This window comes from Wolbachia endosymbiont (group B) of Dolichovespula media (genome assembly GCF_947179505.1).
Lineage (GTDB): Bacteria > Pseudomonadota > Alphaproteobacteria > Rickettsiales > Anaplasmataceae > Wolbachia.
Genome location: NZ_CAMXBR010000003.1, coordinates 876,922 through 892,162 on the forward strand (window position 1 = coordinate 876,922; position 15,241 = coordinate 892,162).

Consider the following 15,241-nt stretch of genomic DNA (forward strand, 5'->3'; position numbering starts at 1 on the left):
GTCTTTTATTGTTTTATAACACATACAACGGAAGTATGATCAGATGGGTTTTCTAGTTTACGCAACCTATCATCTATGTAACATGTTTCCAATTTATCTGCAGCTTGTGGCGATAGCAGCATATGATCTATTCGCATTCCTTGATTGTTTCTGAGTGAATTACCTTGATAATGCCACCAAGTGAATTGTTGTAAGTTGAGGTGAGATATTCTAAATGCATCTTTAAAACCAAGATTCAAGATCGCTCTTAATTTCTCACGCTCTTTTATATGAAAGCACACTTGGCCATTTAATAAATTTGAATCAAAAACATCAATTTCATCCAGTGCAACATTATAATCGCCAGCTATAATAGTTAACTCTTCATTTTTCAACAAAGTGCCCATCCTTTCATATAGGTTATCAAAAAACTTGAGTTTATACTTAAAAGTATGAGAGTCTGGGCTTTGACCGTTTGGAACGTATACACTTCCTACCCTTACCTTATTATTGGTGTGTTTTATCACACACTCTATATAACGTGCTTCTTGATGACTCTCTACAACATCAATTTTTAATTTTTCCAGTATTGGATATTTAGATAAAACACAAACACCATTTCTTGCAACCTGTCCATAGACAGCATATTCATATCCTAACTTTTCTATCTCTGCATAAGGAAATTGCTCTTCTGTACATTTTATCTCTTGCAGCAAAACTATATCTATCTGACTATCAACTATAAAACTACAAAGTTGGTTAATTCTTTTACGTATGGAGTTTACATTCCAAGTTGCAATCTTTAGCATCAACAATCCTTATTAATTATATCAATTAAACTCTCCCCTGTGGGAAACCTCGATGTTATAATTTTTTTCCACTTGATTAACTTTAAACTATCAGCAATGTTTTTACTCATGGTATATGCAACTGTATTATTCATCACAGGAGATAGCCCACTTTTTAGAACTAATGAACAAAATACCCTTGCAGTTTGTGAGGAAAAAAAAGCAACGCTATCAATTTTACCGTCCAATAGTAAATTTTTACACCTATTAGTTAGACTCCTTTTAGTAATTGTTTTATAGAGTACAACTTCTCTTATGTTAAAACCTTCTTCAGATAATCTTTTTTTTAGGTCACATGATACTTCTTGTCCCCTTATATATAAGAACTTTATTGCATTTGAATAATGAGATTTTATGAATGATATCAGACCATCAACGTTGCTGTCTGCTGAGATTATATCGGAAAATCCCAAATTTTTTGCAGCCTGCATAGTTGAATTACCAACTGTAATAATCGAAAAGTTATCCTCTTTGCATATTTGACTGAAAGCCTTTACACTGTTTTTACTTGTAGATATCACAACGTCAAATTCATACGTAGATATATCAGGATTTAAGTACTTTATTGTGAATACTGGCTCTATAAAAACTTTGTATCCATATTTTTTTAGCGTGCTTCTTGTGCTCAACGAATCTAATAAAGGCCTTGTCAATAAAATAGACTTCATTCTGGTTTATTTCACTAGCAGTAAAATAATATCCCTTATACACAAATTATTGAATAAAAACTTTTATTTTTTAAGTTTCTTGCATAACCTAGAAAAAAAGGCAAGAGAAACTCAATAATTGGCCCAGTGCTAGAAAACTGATCTTAAATAAGCGAACATTTTGATCAAATGGAAAAAGGATGTTACTCAATGAGTAACATCCTTTTAGAATGATAAGCGGTTTTGTTTATCCTTTACTAGGCTCAGCTTTTTGTTGAACAGATTCTACGTTTGGTTGATCTACAATCGCACGTCGTTTTGCCAACTTCTCAGTGAGCTCTTCCGTAACTCCTAGACCAAATCTTGTTTCTTGAGAAGGACTGTGTCTTTGTGGAGTAGAAGAACTTGGTGAATTGAACCCACTATCAGAATTACGACGGTAACTGGCAAAGCTAGAAGTTGTAGCAGTACTGTCAGTGCTTAAAGAACCCATTGAATTGCTTCTTGGCGGTTTCTCCGGAGCAACATAAAAACGGCTATTTCCTATCTCCGCAGATTGTATCTGATCCAACTCAGAATCTTGATATCTTATATAAGTAGCTTCCTCTGGCTTTTTGCCACCTTTTAGTGATGATGACAACTTGCTCCAAAGTGAAGTAGGTGCTTTTACTTCCTTATGCTCATTAGGATTTAATAATTCTGCTTTGCTGCTAACAGTACTTATAGAACTCGTTGAACTACTACCTGATAAGCTATTTTCCAGTGAATTCATAGAACTTGCTTTATGCCTTTTTGCTGACTTATTAAGCCTTTCTAAAGTATTAAAATGAGTATGCTCTTCCTTGCATTCTTTAATAACTTCCTTAATCTCATCATGATGTTCAGAGAAAATACTGTCTTTAAAGTATTTATCTTTATCTGATAGTCTTTTTGTAACTAAGTTACGCAAACCATCTGCGTCCAAGTTATCAATAAATTTTTTCTGCTCTCTCCATTTATCTACTAGCTGGTCTGGCAAATAATCTCTCCAATCAAGATATGTTTCTTTTGCTATTTTTCCTTCTATTTTTTCTGATATTCCAGAAAGTATGCTCTTTATTAACGTGGAATTATTTTTTCCATCAGTACAAATTGCTATAAGATCTTCTTTCACTTCTTGAGCTCTCTTCTTTTGTGGTGAATCAGGAATAAGCTCATTATCTATTCTATCTGAATAATTCTCATTACCAGCTGCACGATATAATTTATTCGCTGTTGCAGTGAGCACATTACTTGTCTTTTCCTTTGTTTTTTCACTTACAAAACTAGCACCTCTCTTCAGTGAATCTGCTGAATACTCATAGCCATCCTTAATTTTTCCGCCAATATGCTTCGCCCCTTCAACTGTTTTTTCTGCTGACCATTTGAGTCCTTTATATCCAGATTGAACTGCTTTTACAGCAACTTTCACAGCGAAAAATAGAGTAAGACCAACTATAGCACTTGGTATAGCAAGTGTTGCACCAACTGCCAAAAGTGGTAACACTGCTGAAAATAATCCACTTGCTGTACCTACTACAAGAGCTTGATCTCCTTGCTTCATTTTAGAGAATGCTATATCTCCTTTTAACAGATCCATAATTCTGTCTTTTAGCTTCTTGGGATCGTGAATGATATCTGAATTTAATGAAGAATCTTGAATCATTTTAAGATCATCTTGCTTAGTTTCAACAAAATTTGAAGAGTTTTTTTCACTAGGTGACATTTTAAACCTCACTATTAATTAAACATACTAATATTGTATATATCTGATTCTTAAGTTAGGGTTAATTCATCTAACAATGTCCACTTACTCTCAAATGATTTTGCTTGATGTGTTTTTTTGAAAGCACAGAAAATTAGTGATTGTTGCGGTATGATGTTTCGTTTGGATTAGCTATAGTTGAAGCAAAAACTCATCATTTTGAAGGGGTGGATTTTTTAGGAATCTCAGCAGGGGTTGATTTTGGATCTGATAATTCTGTATTTACCTTAGTTGGCTCTAATGGAGTTTCCTGCTCTTCTGGTTTATCATTCGGAATTGGAATAGGCCAATCCATAATGTTTTGTGGTATGTTTGTTCGAGCTTCTTCTTCCTTGGTCTTTTTTTGATCTGTTGAAGATGATGCATCAATACCTGCATTTGTACCTTGGTCTTGTGTTTTAGGAACTGTAGTTTCGTGATCACTTGCCTCGATTCCTCTACTTTCATATTCAACTTCAGTTTGAGTTGAAGTAGCTACTTTCGCATTTACTTCACTGAACTCATCCGCAAGTGATCTTCCGGGTTCAAGTTGTCGAATTTTTTCCTCCAAAACTTCTTTTTCTTTTTGCAGTTGATTTAATTCTTCAGCTAATTGATTTGCTGTATAAGTCAATTTTTCGTTTTCATTTTTTGCTTCCATCCATTGTTCTACAAACTGCTTTTCATGATTATCTTGTGAACCTTCTTCCAATGTTTTCTTTAGATTATTTTCCAAATTTGCATTCTTTTTTTCTAGTGCACTTAACTTAGCTTCACTTTGCTTCAATTTCTTCTGTAGTTCTTTGTTTATCCCATTTACTGATTGAACTTCATCTTCTTTGTCTTTCAACTGATCATTTAAGCTCTTTATTACATCATTTTTATCCTGTAGTTCTTTTTCTAACGCCTTTATCTTTTGTGTTAGTTGTTCAATACCTTGATCTTTTTCTTGCGTTATTCTTTTCAATTCAGCTTTAAGTCTTTTAACTTCTCCTTCCAAAATTTGCTTTTCTTCACTTAATGTTCTTATTTCTGTATCACCTTCCTTTTCTATCTTTTGGTTACGCTCTTTTAATTTTTTGTGCTCCTCCATAAGTGACTTAACAGAAGCATCTTGTTCCTTGATTTTTTGATCTCTTTCACGCATTGCTTCCTGTTGTTCGTTAATTTCATTTCTCAGGTAATCACGTTCCGAGATTAGATCATCACGCTGCTTTGCAAGTTTGTTAATTTCATTTATAGTCTCATCTACACCTTTTAATCCCTCTTGCTCATACTTTCTGTCATAATCTTTGTGCATTTTTTGTTGATCGTAACCGTCGTCAATGTATTCATCAGTGATTTCAGACTCTTCATCACCAATTTCGCTCTCAGTGAAAAAAGAACTTCTACGCGAATCAGGAGAAGAATATCCACTACTACTTGGTATAGGTGACTGTGGTGGATCTTTTGTAAATATTTCCTCTGCCAGCGTTTGCTGCTCGTTCACACTTTTGCCCATGTCAGTAAAAGCTTGATGCAGAGTTTTTTTGTTGATAAAAACTTCTTTATTCTGCTCAACTAATTTTAATGCTTCTTCTGAACTCGTTATTCCTCCAAATTTTGGTTCACCAATCACTCTTTTTATGCCCTTAGAACTTACTTCTACAGTCATGCTACAATCTATGCTATTGCCTTTAGAATCCTTAGCTTGCCAGTTAATGGTCATCTCACATGAGCTTGAACCAGTAAAATCATAGTGCCTTTCGCTGCCTTTTTTGGTTGCAGTTATTTGACTATCTTTCCCTAAAGATAGGTTATAAACCTTGCCTTCGTCACTGGCTCTTAAAAGGGTGCTAATCTCTATTGGTTTTTCTTTATTTTCAAATCTAATTTTAAATTCATTATCTTGTGTTGTATATACTAAGAAATTTTCACTTGGTAGAGATTTTGCGAATTTTTTATGTGTTGCATTTATTGATTGCTCAAACTTTTGAAACTCCTCTTTCCACTTTGAACTTACCTGTTCTTTAATGTTCTCATCTTTGTGTAAAGGACCAATAAAGTACCAGATTAAATTTTCTTCTTCTAGTTTTCTGATAAAATCCTGAAAATTTTTGCAAGATTTAATGAAACTTAAAATATCATTTTTCTTTTGCTCATCTACATCTAAACCTTGATTTTCAGCTATAAATAAGTTTTCTTTTAGCATAATTTCTATTTTTAGAGAACTATATTATAATATTAGCATATTTTCTTAAAAAATCAACTAATCTTATAGTTAAATAAACTTGAGTATTTGGCGGGAATGTTATATATTAACCACTCCAAGAAGTGCAGTATGGACAATACTATTATAAGAAAATACGATATTAGAGGTGTGGTAGGCAGAGACCTGCAGATCAGTGATGGGTATGAAATAGGCAGAAAATTTGGTCAAACTGCAGCTAACGTTTGTGTAGGCTATGACAGCAGGATAGATTCACCAAGCATAGAAAAAGAATTAATCAGAGGCTTGATTTTATCCGGTGCGAATGTTATACGCGTTGGGCTCTGTTCTTCACCTATGCTCTACGCTGCAACAATGCAGGCAGATCTTGGGATTATGATCACTGCTTCTCATAATCCCAGAGAATATAACGGCTTTAAATTTTTCAGTAGTAAAAAAGTTTACTCAGATCAAGAAATGAAGGAAATTATAGGCAATACAATTAAAAACAGCACGAAAATTGGAAGCTTAATTAACACGAATATATATAGTGAGTACGTTAACATATTAAAAGATGTGCTCAAGAATAACACTACACAAAAACTAAAAATAGCCTGGGATTTTGGCAATAGCCCAACAATTGTAAGGTATATTGAAAAGATTTTACCAGATCATATACACATCGTAACCAATAGCTTTATAGATGGAACGTTTCCACTGCATGACCCAGATCCCATAGAAGAGAAAAATCTTGCTCAGTTAATAGATATTGTCAAGAAAGATAAATGTGATCTTGGTATTGCACTTGATGGTGATGGTGATAGGGTACGCTTGATTGATAATAAAGGTAATGTTGTTTCCAATGATCACTTGTTTATGATTTTTTCACGTGAAGTATTGGCGGAACACCCAAAAAGCAAGGTTATTGCCAACGTAAAAATGAGTATGAAAGTGCATGATTTCGTTAGCAAATTAGGAGGGCAAATAATTACCTGTGCAACTGGACACTCACTAGTTAAGAAAAAGATGGTAGAAGAAGGAGCAAAGTTTGCCGGTGAACTGAGTGGACATTTTTTCTTTTCTGAGCTAGGTTTTGATGATGGACTATATTCTGCTATTAAAGCCATTGACATTTTACTTAAGAAAAACCAAAGCCTATCTGAGATGATTAAAGATTTACCAAAGTTATATATCACTCATGAAGTGAAAATTGTAGTGAAGGATGAGAAAAAATTTCAAATAATTGAATCAATAAAGGAGACACTAAAGCAGCAAAACATTGTATTTTCAGAGCTTGATGGAATTAAGGTAACTGATGATAAAGGTTGGTGGCTTCTTAGAGTATCAAATACGCAAAACTGCATAACAGCAAGATGTGAAGGAAATACCTTAGAAGATTTTGAATTCACTAAAAAAGTTTTGTTGTATTACATTGATGAACTAAAATTATACATTTAAATTTTTTTGATGATTTACTTATTCGTCAATGTTTGCAGTTTTGTTTGATTAGTAATAGGAATTGGTAACCTATAGCGAATTGCTGTGGATAATAGCTGTCTAGGATAGTTTAGCTATAGAAAATCAACACTCACTTTTCTTTATTGTTTTGAGGTTTTTCTTGATCAACCATTTCCTCACCGATCTCTTTTATTTTTAGTATCAATGACTCTGGTACATACATGTTAATTACTTCTTCTGTTGTCACAAATAAAGCCTGATAAGAGTGTGAATTTATTATCCAATTGGGCAATATGTCTTCTGCGTCTATTTTAGACTCTCCCTCTTTTTTATCATATACTGTGTGGCAATATAAGTGCACAGCAAAAAATAGTACATAAGAAAGCAATATTCCTCTGAGTGCTCCGACAAAGATTCCAGTAACTCTATCCATTAATCCCAACCTTATAGGTGATAATATGTACATTAGCCAGTTATTCATTGTCATGAATGTAAGATTAAGTATAATAAATACAGAGATTGTAGAAAGTATGTTTTGTGTAACTTTAGAGTCAAAATACTTACTATAATTTATAATAAAAAAATCATAGTAACTAGCTGTCAAAAAGACTGATAAGAGCAAGAACATTAATGCACATAGCTCTTTTATAAAACCTCTAGTTATCGATATTATTACACACAAGACAATAATAAAGATAATTAGGCTATCGAAAAACATATTTTGTATCTATATGATTTTCAAGATATAATAGTTGTAAATAACAAAGTTGTAAAATTAATTGTGTTGATATTTTATCAGCTGGTCTAAGTACCGAGCAATCATATCAACTTCTAAATTTAGGTAATTACCTATTTTATTATGCTGAAAAGTTGTGTTTTTCCATGTATAGGGAATGATATTCACAGTGAATTCTTGATCGACAACTGAATTTACTGTAAGGGAAACTCCATCTAGCGTTACAGAACCTTTTTTTGCAACAAATTTAATTAATTCTTGTGGGCATGATAGTCTGATTTCATGAGATTCTAAATTTTGATTGATTGTTAAAATTTCTGTTGTGTCATCCACATGACCCTGAACCAAGTGGCCGTCAATTCTGTCACTCAGTTTCATTGCTTGTTCTAGGTTTATTTTTTTCCCTGTTTTCCACGTATTTAAGTTAGAAACCTTCATGGTTTCTTGAGATACTTGAACTGTGAATACATTGCTCATTATGTTGACAACAGTTAAACACACTCCGGAGCAGGATATTGAATCTCCTTTGTTTATAGAGGATAAATTTTGTGTCTCAATATGGAAGATTTGATCAGAGTTAGGGTGGATAGTGATATCAGTTATAGTGCCAATATCTTTGATAATTCCTTTAAACATGCAATAAAATAAATAATTATATCACAAAAGATCTTATTTGTTAGGTGCGCAAAGGAAGATCTTTTTTACTTATCTGCTCAATAGATTCTACAGAATATTCAGAATATAGAAAGTAAGCCAGGTTCAAAACGCACAGTGTAATTAATATTGGTAACCCTATGTTTAATGTTAGACCGATACTTTCCCTTTTTTCTGTTGGCACCAATTCCTTTAAAATTGACACTTTTCCCAGCGGCAAGTGCCATAGGCAGAGTGCTGATATAGAAGCTGCTACTAAAAATAGACAAAAATAAGTCTCTTTCGAAGAAAACATAGCTTTTAATGGTGATTTGAGCCTAATATTAGTAGGCAATCGAGTTTTAGCTTCATTTGTTTTTGGTAAATGGTCTACAGCTTTGCTTGGTAAAATTTCATGAGAAACATTTTTAGGCTGTGGAGAAGGTTGGCCTGAAACTAATTTAATCAACTGCTCTTTTTTTCTATATACTTGCTTTTGTAAATATTCTTTACCTAAAAGTGAATTATTAGGGGGTTGTGGCCTTTTGAGTACCTCTAGCACTTCTGATATCTCATCTGGTTCTAATACTTCATGTAGTTGTTTATCTTGGAAATAAATAATATTAAATACTGAGTTGAAAATATTGTAAAATGTATCTGAGTCTTGATTTTTATATTCACTTACTACTTCTACGAATATTTCATCGAGTTTTTTTCCCTTGTGCTCAGCTACATTATCTATCATAGCTACTCTAGCATCAATTTGAGCTTGTTTTATGATTGATTGTTTTTCTTCTTGCAATAATTCTTTAGCCTGCTTTTTTGACTTCTTTTTTCTGTTAGCTTTAAAGTAGTCTGTGTGCGGCCTAGTTTGACCTATATCCCGCTCTGTTTCTTGAGGTACTAGATTTCCTATACTACCCTCTGTTATCCGAGTTTCTGACACTGGTTCTTTTTGCGCTGGAATGACACCAGATGGTATATTGCTATTCTGTATAGAAAATTTTTGCAGTTGTGGGAAAAAGAATTGTGTTGCATTAAAAAAATTGAATTGCTGAAAAAGAGACCTAAACCAGGAAAAATTTTCATGCATTGCAGCAACAATTAATGGTGCACGTGTAATTTGCTTTCTGTTACTTGCTATATTGTAGCCAAACGAACCTTGTACAATTTGTTTATCTTGCGTGTTCCTTTTTTCAACCACATTTTCGTTTTTATTTTCAGTTTCTTCTACTTGTAATGTATCTTGACTTTGCTCCTCACTTTTGGCTTTTTCTAAATGTTTTAGCTGCTCATCTAAGAATATCTCGATTTGTTGCAAGCTATCGAGGTTAATGTTTTTAACGTTTGTTTGTAGCGTTATCGTTATGCCCTGCAGGAGGATTTGAATTGGAGCATTACTTATGCATTCTTCTACAGTTTTATTAGCTTTATGGTAGTTGTTGTATAGTTCTTCGCTTTCTTTTGCTACTTTTATATTGGCTGTGAAGTTTTTCTCCTGAGAAAGGCAGATTTTAAAAAAGTCAATTAAATGTTTTATTTGAGGTAATATTGTATTAGGGTTTACCTCTGTCAGCAGCTTGATCTTAAATGAAAACTCTTGCTTATCACTTGTAATATTTTTTGAGCGAATGGTGCTAATCTCCAGTACTTCGTTAGAAAATGCCTTACTTATGTCTTTGGATCTATTCTTAAAAAACTTAGGTAAATCCTCGATTTCGTATTTTTTCTTAGTTTCTATGTTACTACTATGCATGAGTAAATTTTTTAATATAAAGTGAAATAAAAAATATAATTAGTCAATAAATTAATAATTATAGCACCCTTGTATAACAGCGGCGCGTTGGGTTCAATAAGCAGAAAAAGTTACTTTACAAACCTCATCAGTCTTCTTATCATGACAATGAGAGTGTTTATCCTTGTTTTTAATCTCTGCAGATTTAATAACAAAATTCAGTAAAAAACTCAGGTATATATTGGCAGATTACATAAAATTATAGCGGCTTTTTTTATTTTTCTACATTCAGCTAAAACACGCTTATTTTAAGCGTTAGCACATTATTACAATGCCAATTTACATTATTATAGGGTCAAAACTCACTACTGGGGGATTCTTTTGCCTTTTTTTTCGCCTGGTAAATTTTTTAATATTCTGTATTAGTTAGGAGTCCTATAGAGATGTCATTCCAGCACTTCTTATTACCTGTTATGGATCCCAGTGTCAAGCACTGGGATGACAAGAAGGAGAGCACTGGGATGACAAGAAAGAAAGCGCTGATTTCATATGCATCTGATAAAAAAGATGATGTCATGCCAGTGCCCAGACACTGGCATCCAGTTTTTTCATGATCATCAAAACGTTGTATTTTAACATAAAACGGCTACTTTTATGCTTACCAACCTAATAAAATTCCTGGATCCCAGTGTCAAGCACTGGGATGACAAGAAGGAGAGTACTGGGATGACACCTTTTTATCCAAATAGTTTTATTGATGATATTAAAGATTGCACTATAATGAAAGTTTAAGCTAGCGTTTTTAAGGTGAATAAAGAGCTAATAAGCGAAATACCTTTACTTGAAGATAAGGCAGTTTCTGAGATTGAAAATGCTGCTTCTTTGCAGGATTTAGAAAAACTTAGGTTGTCATACTTGGGGAGAAAGGGTGTAGTAAAAGCTTATTTCGATGACTTAAAGAATATAGATGATGCAGGAGAAAAACGCGACCTAGGTGCAGTGATTAATGTTTTACGCAATAAGATAGACCAGCTTATAACAAGCAAAGAAAATGAACTAAAAGATAAAGAAGTTAAGTTAAAACTGCAAAATGAAGCAGTTGATATCACACTGCCTGTCAGACCAGAAAGAATTGGCAAGATTCATCCACTGAGCAAAGTTATAAGTGAAGTAAAGCTCATTTTTGCACATATGGGCTTCAAAGCAGTTGATGGTCCTGATATTGAAGATGAATTTCACGTGTTTGATGCGCTAAATACTCCAAGTCATCATCCTGCGCGAGAGGAGCAAGATACCTTTTACTTAAAGAATAAAATAAACGATAAAAGAATGGTGCTGCGCACTCATACCTCATCTGTGCAGATTAGAACTATGGAAAAGACAAAAACTTTTCCAATTAAAATAGTGGCTGCAGGCAGGGTATACAGAAATGACTTTGATGCAACTCACACTCCTATGTTTCATCAGATAGAAGGGCTTTATGTTAATGAAAATGTCAATATGGGCCAATTAAAATTTACTATTCATCTCTTCCTTAGTAAATTTTTCGGAGATAAAGGTCTAAAAATACGCTTTCGTAATAGTTTTTTTCCTTTTACTGAGCCTTCTGCAGAAGTGGACATAAGTTATAAAGGTAGTAAATGGATTGAAGTACTTGGATGTGGTATGGTGCATCCAAATGTCTTTAAAAATGTTGGAATAGACCATACTAAATACAGTGGCTTTGCATTTGGGATTGGTATAGAAAGGCTAGCAATGCTGAAATATCAAATTAGTGATCTAAGGAGCTTTTACGACAATAGAGTTAGTTGGCTCAACCATTATGGTTTTCATTTTTCGTCTTTAAGATAAGTGACAAATAAATCTTATACATTTGTTGTACTTGCTGCTGGGCATGGTAAACGAATGAATTCAAGCTTGCCTAAGGTTCTGCACAAAATAGGTAATTTCTCCATGCTTGAGCATGTCATTTACAATGCAAAGCAGCTGAATCCTGAAAAAATAGTTATTGTAGTCGATTTACCTTTAACTCAAAGGCTGAAATGCTTTGAGGGTATAAAACTAATTACACAAGAGTCAACGCTCGGTACAGGGGATGCAGTCAAAATTGCAATGAGAAACCTGAAAGAATTGTCAGATATTGTTGTTGTGCAGTATGGGGATACTCCACTAATAAAAAGCAGCACAATAACTAAAATGATAAGCTGCTTAGGAGAGAGCAATGCTTTAGTTTGTCTTGGGTTTAAAACTAATAATAAAGGATACGGTAGACTAATTATTGAGAACGGTTCCCTAAGAGAAATCATAGAAGCACAAAATGGTAGAAATAATGATGAGGAATTTCTTGCTAATGCCGGAATAATGGTTGCACGTGAAAAGAATCTACGTGAATTGGTGGAGAAAATAGAGTGTAATAACCAAGCTCATGAATATTACTTGACCGATATCGTTGCCATTGCAGTAAAGAGTAATTTAAATGTCGGCTATGTTATTGCTGATGAGGAGGAGGCAACTGGCATAAATAATAGGAATGACCTTGCAAAGGCCGAGTTTTACTTTCAAGAAGAAAAAAGAAAGTTTTTCACTAACTCTGGAGTAACGCTTGTTGCTCCAGAAACTGTTTTCTTCTCTCTTGATACGCAAATTGGTATGGATTCGATTGTTTACCCATACGTTTTTTTTGGTCCTGGAGTAAAAATAGGATCTGGTGTTAGGGTTGGTCCATTTGCCAAATGTGAAAATACAACAATAGGTGATGGTGCAATCATAGGTAATTTTGTTGAAACAAAAGCAAGTGATATAGGTATAAATACTAAGATAAAGCATTTAAGTTATATAGGAAATACTCAGGTAGGGCAGGGGAGTAATATAGGTGCAGGTACCGTTATTTGTAATTATGATGGGAAAAAGAAACATAAAACAAATATTGGAAGCAATTGTTTTATTGGTGCCAATAGTTCATTAATTGCACCGCTTAATGTGCATGATGACTCTGTCATTGCAGCAGGTAGCGTTATAGTAGAGGATGTGCCAGAGAAAAGTCTTGCAATTGCAAGAGAAAGGCAAATAACTAAGAAAATAAAATAACTCTAATTTTTATTACGCGAATTATGTTATTTTTAATATATGCATTAGTATACATGTATATCAATATACATGTTAAAAATGAAAAAGTTGCTTATTTTGGTGGTCTGTTGTTTCCTGTCAGTACCGTCTTTTGGAGTTGATTGGATTAAAGATAGAATCTATACTTCTTTGTCATGTAGCCGGCTTGGTATTAATTATGATGTTGGTTTTCACTATACAAATAGCACTAAAATTTCAGTTGGCTATGTAATCAAACCTACTCTTGATGAAGAATTTGGAGGAGTTATGGGGCTTATGGCAAAGCTTCATTATCATCATAAATTTGAAGGTACGAGTATGACTCGTTATATTACTGCTGGTGTTGGTCCTGTTATAGTTCGTACAATGAAGGCTAAACCTAAAATAAGTAGAGCTGATAATGTAGGTGAAAACATAAGTACCCTATTGGCAGAGGTTTTCAAAACTATAGTCAATGATAAATTTTTTTCTTATCAAATAGGTTCTGGTATTAATCTTCCACTTTCTGAAAGAACAAGTGTTTTTGCTGGCTACAAATTGCAAAGGTTTCATAAAATTTTTCATGGAATTGAGCTAGGAATGAGCTTTAATTTGTAAACTCTGATTGAATATTTTTAGTAAAGGCTAGTGGGAAATTATATTGAAGCGAAAGTAAGTGATGTAGACTCAAATGATGATTGCAGCAGATAGTGAAAGATATGCCAATTTGCAATTGCAAGAGAAAGACAAATAACAAAAAAAATAAAATAATTCCAATTTTTTACTTGCAATTTATACTATTTTTAATATTTATATGCTTGTATATGCATATATTAATCTTTGGAGGATAAAAATGAAAAAGTTACTTACTTTGTTGGCTTGCTGTTCTTTGTCAGCACCGTCTTTTGGAGTTGATTGGGTTAAAGATAGAACCTACACCTCTTCGTCGTATGGCATGCTTGGTATTAATTATGATCTTGGCTATCATTGTACAGATAGCATTAAAATTTCATTTGGTCCTGCAGTTAAACTTGTTATGAGTGAAGGGATTTTAGACGCGGGACTTATGACAAAGCTTCATTATCATTATAAATTTGAAAATACAGATATTACTCCTTATGTTACTTTTGGTGTAGGAGGAGTTGCTAAAATTCCTCTTTCAGAAAATCAAGGGCCAGAAGTAGAAGAATTTTTTTCTTATCAAATAGGTTCTGGTATTAATCTTCCACTTTCTGAGAGAACAAGTGTTTTTGCTGGCTACAAGCTGCAGAAGTTTCATGAACTTTCGCATGGGGTTGAATTTGGAATGAGTTTTAATTTGTAAGCTCCGATTGAATGTTTTTAGTGAAGTCTGGTTTGAATTTTTGTTGAAAAAAAGCAAGTGATATAGGCTAAAATGATGATTGCAGTAGGTAACAAAATGTGACAAAGAGAAGTTTGGCAATTGCAAGAGAAATGCAAGTAGCTAAGAAAGTGATTCCGATTTTATTATGTAAGTTATGTAATTTTTAACTTTTCTGTGAGTATATATGCGTATATTCATGGTTAGAGGGTAAAAATGAAAAAATTACTTACTTTAGTAGTCTGCTGTTCTCTGTCAGCACCGTCTTTTGGAGTTGATTGGATTAAAGATAGAATCTATACTTCGTCGTCATATGGCAATCTTGGTGTTAATTATGATCTTGGCTATCATTATACAGATAGCATAAAAATTTCAGCTGGTCCTGTAGTCAAATCTGTTTTGTTTGAAGGATCTTTGGCAGAGCTAGGATTCATGGCAAAGCTTCATTATCATTATAAATTTGAAAGTACGGATATTATTCCTTATGTTACTTTTGGTGTAGGAGGTGGAGCTAAAGTATCTCCACCAGCACAGCAAGGTCAACAGCCAGACGTAGAAAAGTTTTTTTCCTACCAGATAGGTTCTGGTATTAATCTTCCACTTTCTGAGAGAACGAATGTTTTCGCTGGCTATAAACTTCACAAGTTCAGTAATTTTTCTCATGGGTTTGAACTTGGAATGAGTTTTAATTTATAAGCTCCGATTGAATGTTTTTAGTGAAAGCTTGAGTTTTTATTAACGTCGTAAAGTTTTCATGAGACTAAGAGAATTTAAGAGTAGTCAAGTTTTAAAACTTGACTACTCTCCACGAGGAAAAGCAGATAAAGGT

General features: G+C 33.5%; 13 protein-coding genes. 6 read left to right on the forward strand and 7 right to left on the reverse strand.

All coding sequences use genetic code 11. The annotated features are described in order from the left end of the window. Window positions 1-5: 5 nt before the first annotated feature. From OM967_RS06795 to OM967_RS06810, 4 genes are all read right to left on the reverse strand, one after another. On the reverse strand, window positions 6-788 hold the full coding sequence (locus tag OM967_RS06795) for an exodeoxyribonuclease III (protein ID WP_264337830.1): 783 nt from the start codon (window positions 786-788) through the stop codon (window positions 6-8). Next, entirely contained in the window at window positions 788-1,495 is a 708-nt protein-coding gene (locus tag OM967_RS06800; protein WP_211907801.1) for a uroporphyrinogen-III synthase, read from the reverse strand. Before OM967_RS06800 ends, OM967_RS06795 begins: the two co-directional genes overlap by 1 nt. A 226-nt stretch (window positions 1,496-1,721) precedes the next feature. Next, window positions 1,722-3,218, reverse strand: a complete 1,497-nt coding sequence (locus OM967_RS06805; RefSeq protein WP_246433133.1) for an actin-bundling T4SS effector WalE1 family protein — start codon at window positions 3,216-3,218, stop codon at window positions 1,722-1,724. Window positions 3,219-3,411: 193 nt separating this feature from the next. Next, window positions 3,412-5,427, reverse strand: coding sequence for a coiled-coil domain-containing protein (locus OM967_RS06810; protein WP_264337831.1), 2,016 nt, complete (start codon window positions 5,425-5,427; stop codon window positions 3,412-3,414). Window positions 5,428-5,556: 129 nt separating this feature from the next. Between OM967_RS06810 and OM967_RS06815 the strand changes: the two genes are divergently transcribed. Beyond that, window positions 5,557-6,882: a phosphomannomutase/phosphoglucomutase gene (locus tag OM967_RS06815; RefSeq protein ID WP_264337832.1), complete on the forward strand. Its 1,326-nt coding sequence runs from the start codon at window positions 5,557-5,559 to the stop codon at window positions 6,880-6,882. A 130-nt stretch (window positions 6,883-7,012) separates the two neighbouring features. On the opposite strand, the gene OM967_RS06820 is transcribed toward OM967_RS06815, so the two are convergent. From OM967_RS06820 to OM967_RS06830, 3 genes are read right to left on the reverse strand one after another with little or no spacing between them, the layout of a single operon-like run. After that, on the reverse strand, window positions 7,013-7,600 hold the full coding sequence (locus OM967_RS06820) for a CvpA family protein (protein ID WP_211907805.1): 588 nt from the start codon (window positions 7,598-7,600) through the stop codon (window positions 7,013-7,015). 57 nt (window positions 7,601-7,657) lie between these two features. Further along, window positions 7,658-8,254 carry a riboflavin synthase gene (locus OM967_RS06825; protein ID WP_139686594.1) on the reverse strand — a complete coding sequence of 199 codons (597 nt, stop codon included), beginning with the start codon at window positions 8,252-8,254 and terminating at the stop codon, window positions 7,658-7,660. Between the two features lie 40 nt (window positions 8,255-8,294). Further along, window positions 8,295-10,007: a hypothetical protein gene (locus tag OM967_RS06830; protein WP_211907807.1), complete on the reverse strand. Its 1,713-nt coding sequence runs from the start codon at window positions 10,005-10,007 to the stop codon at window positions 8,295-8,297. Window positions 10,008-10,793: 786 nt separating this feature from the next. Here OM967_RS06830 and pheS point away from each other — a divergent pair. The 5 genes from pheS (at window position 10,794) to OM967_RS06855 (ending at window position 15,108) form a co-directional block, all read left to right on the forward strand. Then, on the forward strand, window positions 10,794-11,837 hold the full coding sequence (pheS, locus tag OM967_RS06835) for a phenylalanine--tRNA ligase subunit alpha (RefSeq protein WP_211907809.1): 1,044 nt from the start codon (window positions 10,794-10,796) through the stop codon (window positions 11,835-11,837). Further along, complete coding sequence (locus tag OM967_RS06840) at window positions 11,838-13,073, forward strand: NTP transferase domain-containing protein (protein WP_264337833.1); 1,236 nt, start codon at window positions 11,838-11,840, stop codon at window positions 13,071-13,073. A gap of 78 nt (window positions 13,074-13,151) precedes the next feature. Further along, on the forward strand, window positions 13,152-13,688 hold the full coding sequence (locus tag OM967_RS06845; RefSeq protein WP_264337891.1) for a hypothetical protein: 537 nt from the start codon (window positions 13,152-13,154) through the stop codon (window positions 13,686-13,688). A gap of 235 nt (window positions 13,689-13,923) precedes the next feature. Then, entirely contained in the window at window positions 13,924-14,394 is a 471-nt protein-coding gene (locus tag OM967_RS06850) for a P44/Msp2 family outer membrane protein (protein ID WP_211907815.1), read from the forward strand. A 234-nt stretch (window positions 14,395-14,628) separates the two neighbouring features. Further along, window positions 14,629-15,108, forward strand: coding sequence for an outer membrane beta-barrel protein (locus tag OM967_RS06855; protein ID WP_211907817.1), 480 nt, complete (start codon window positions 14,629-14,631; stop codon window positions 15,106-15,108). The last annotated feature ends 133 nt before the right edge of the window (window positions 15,109-15,241 follow it).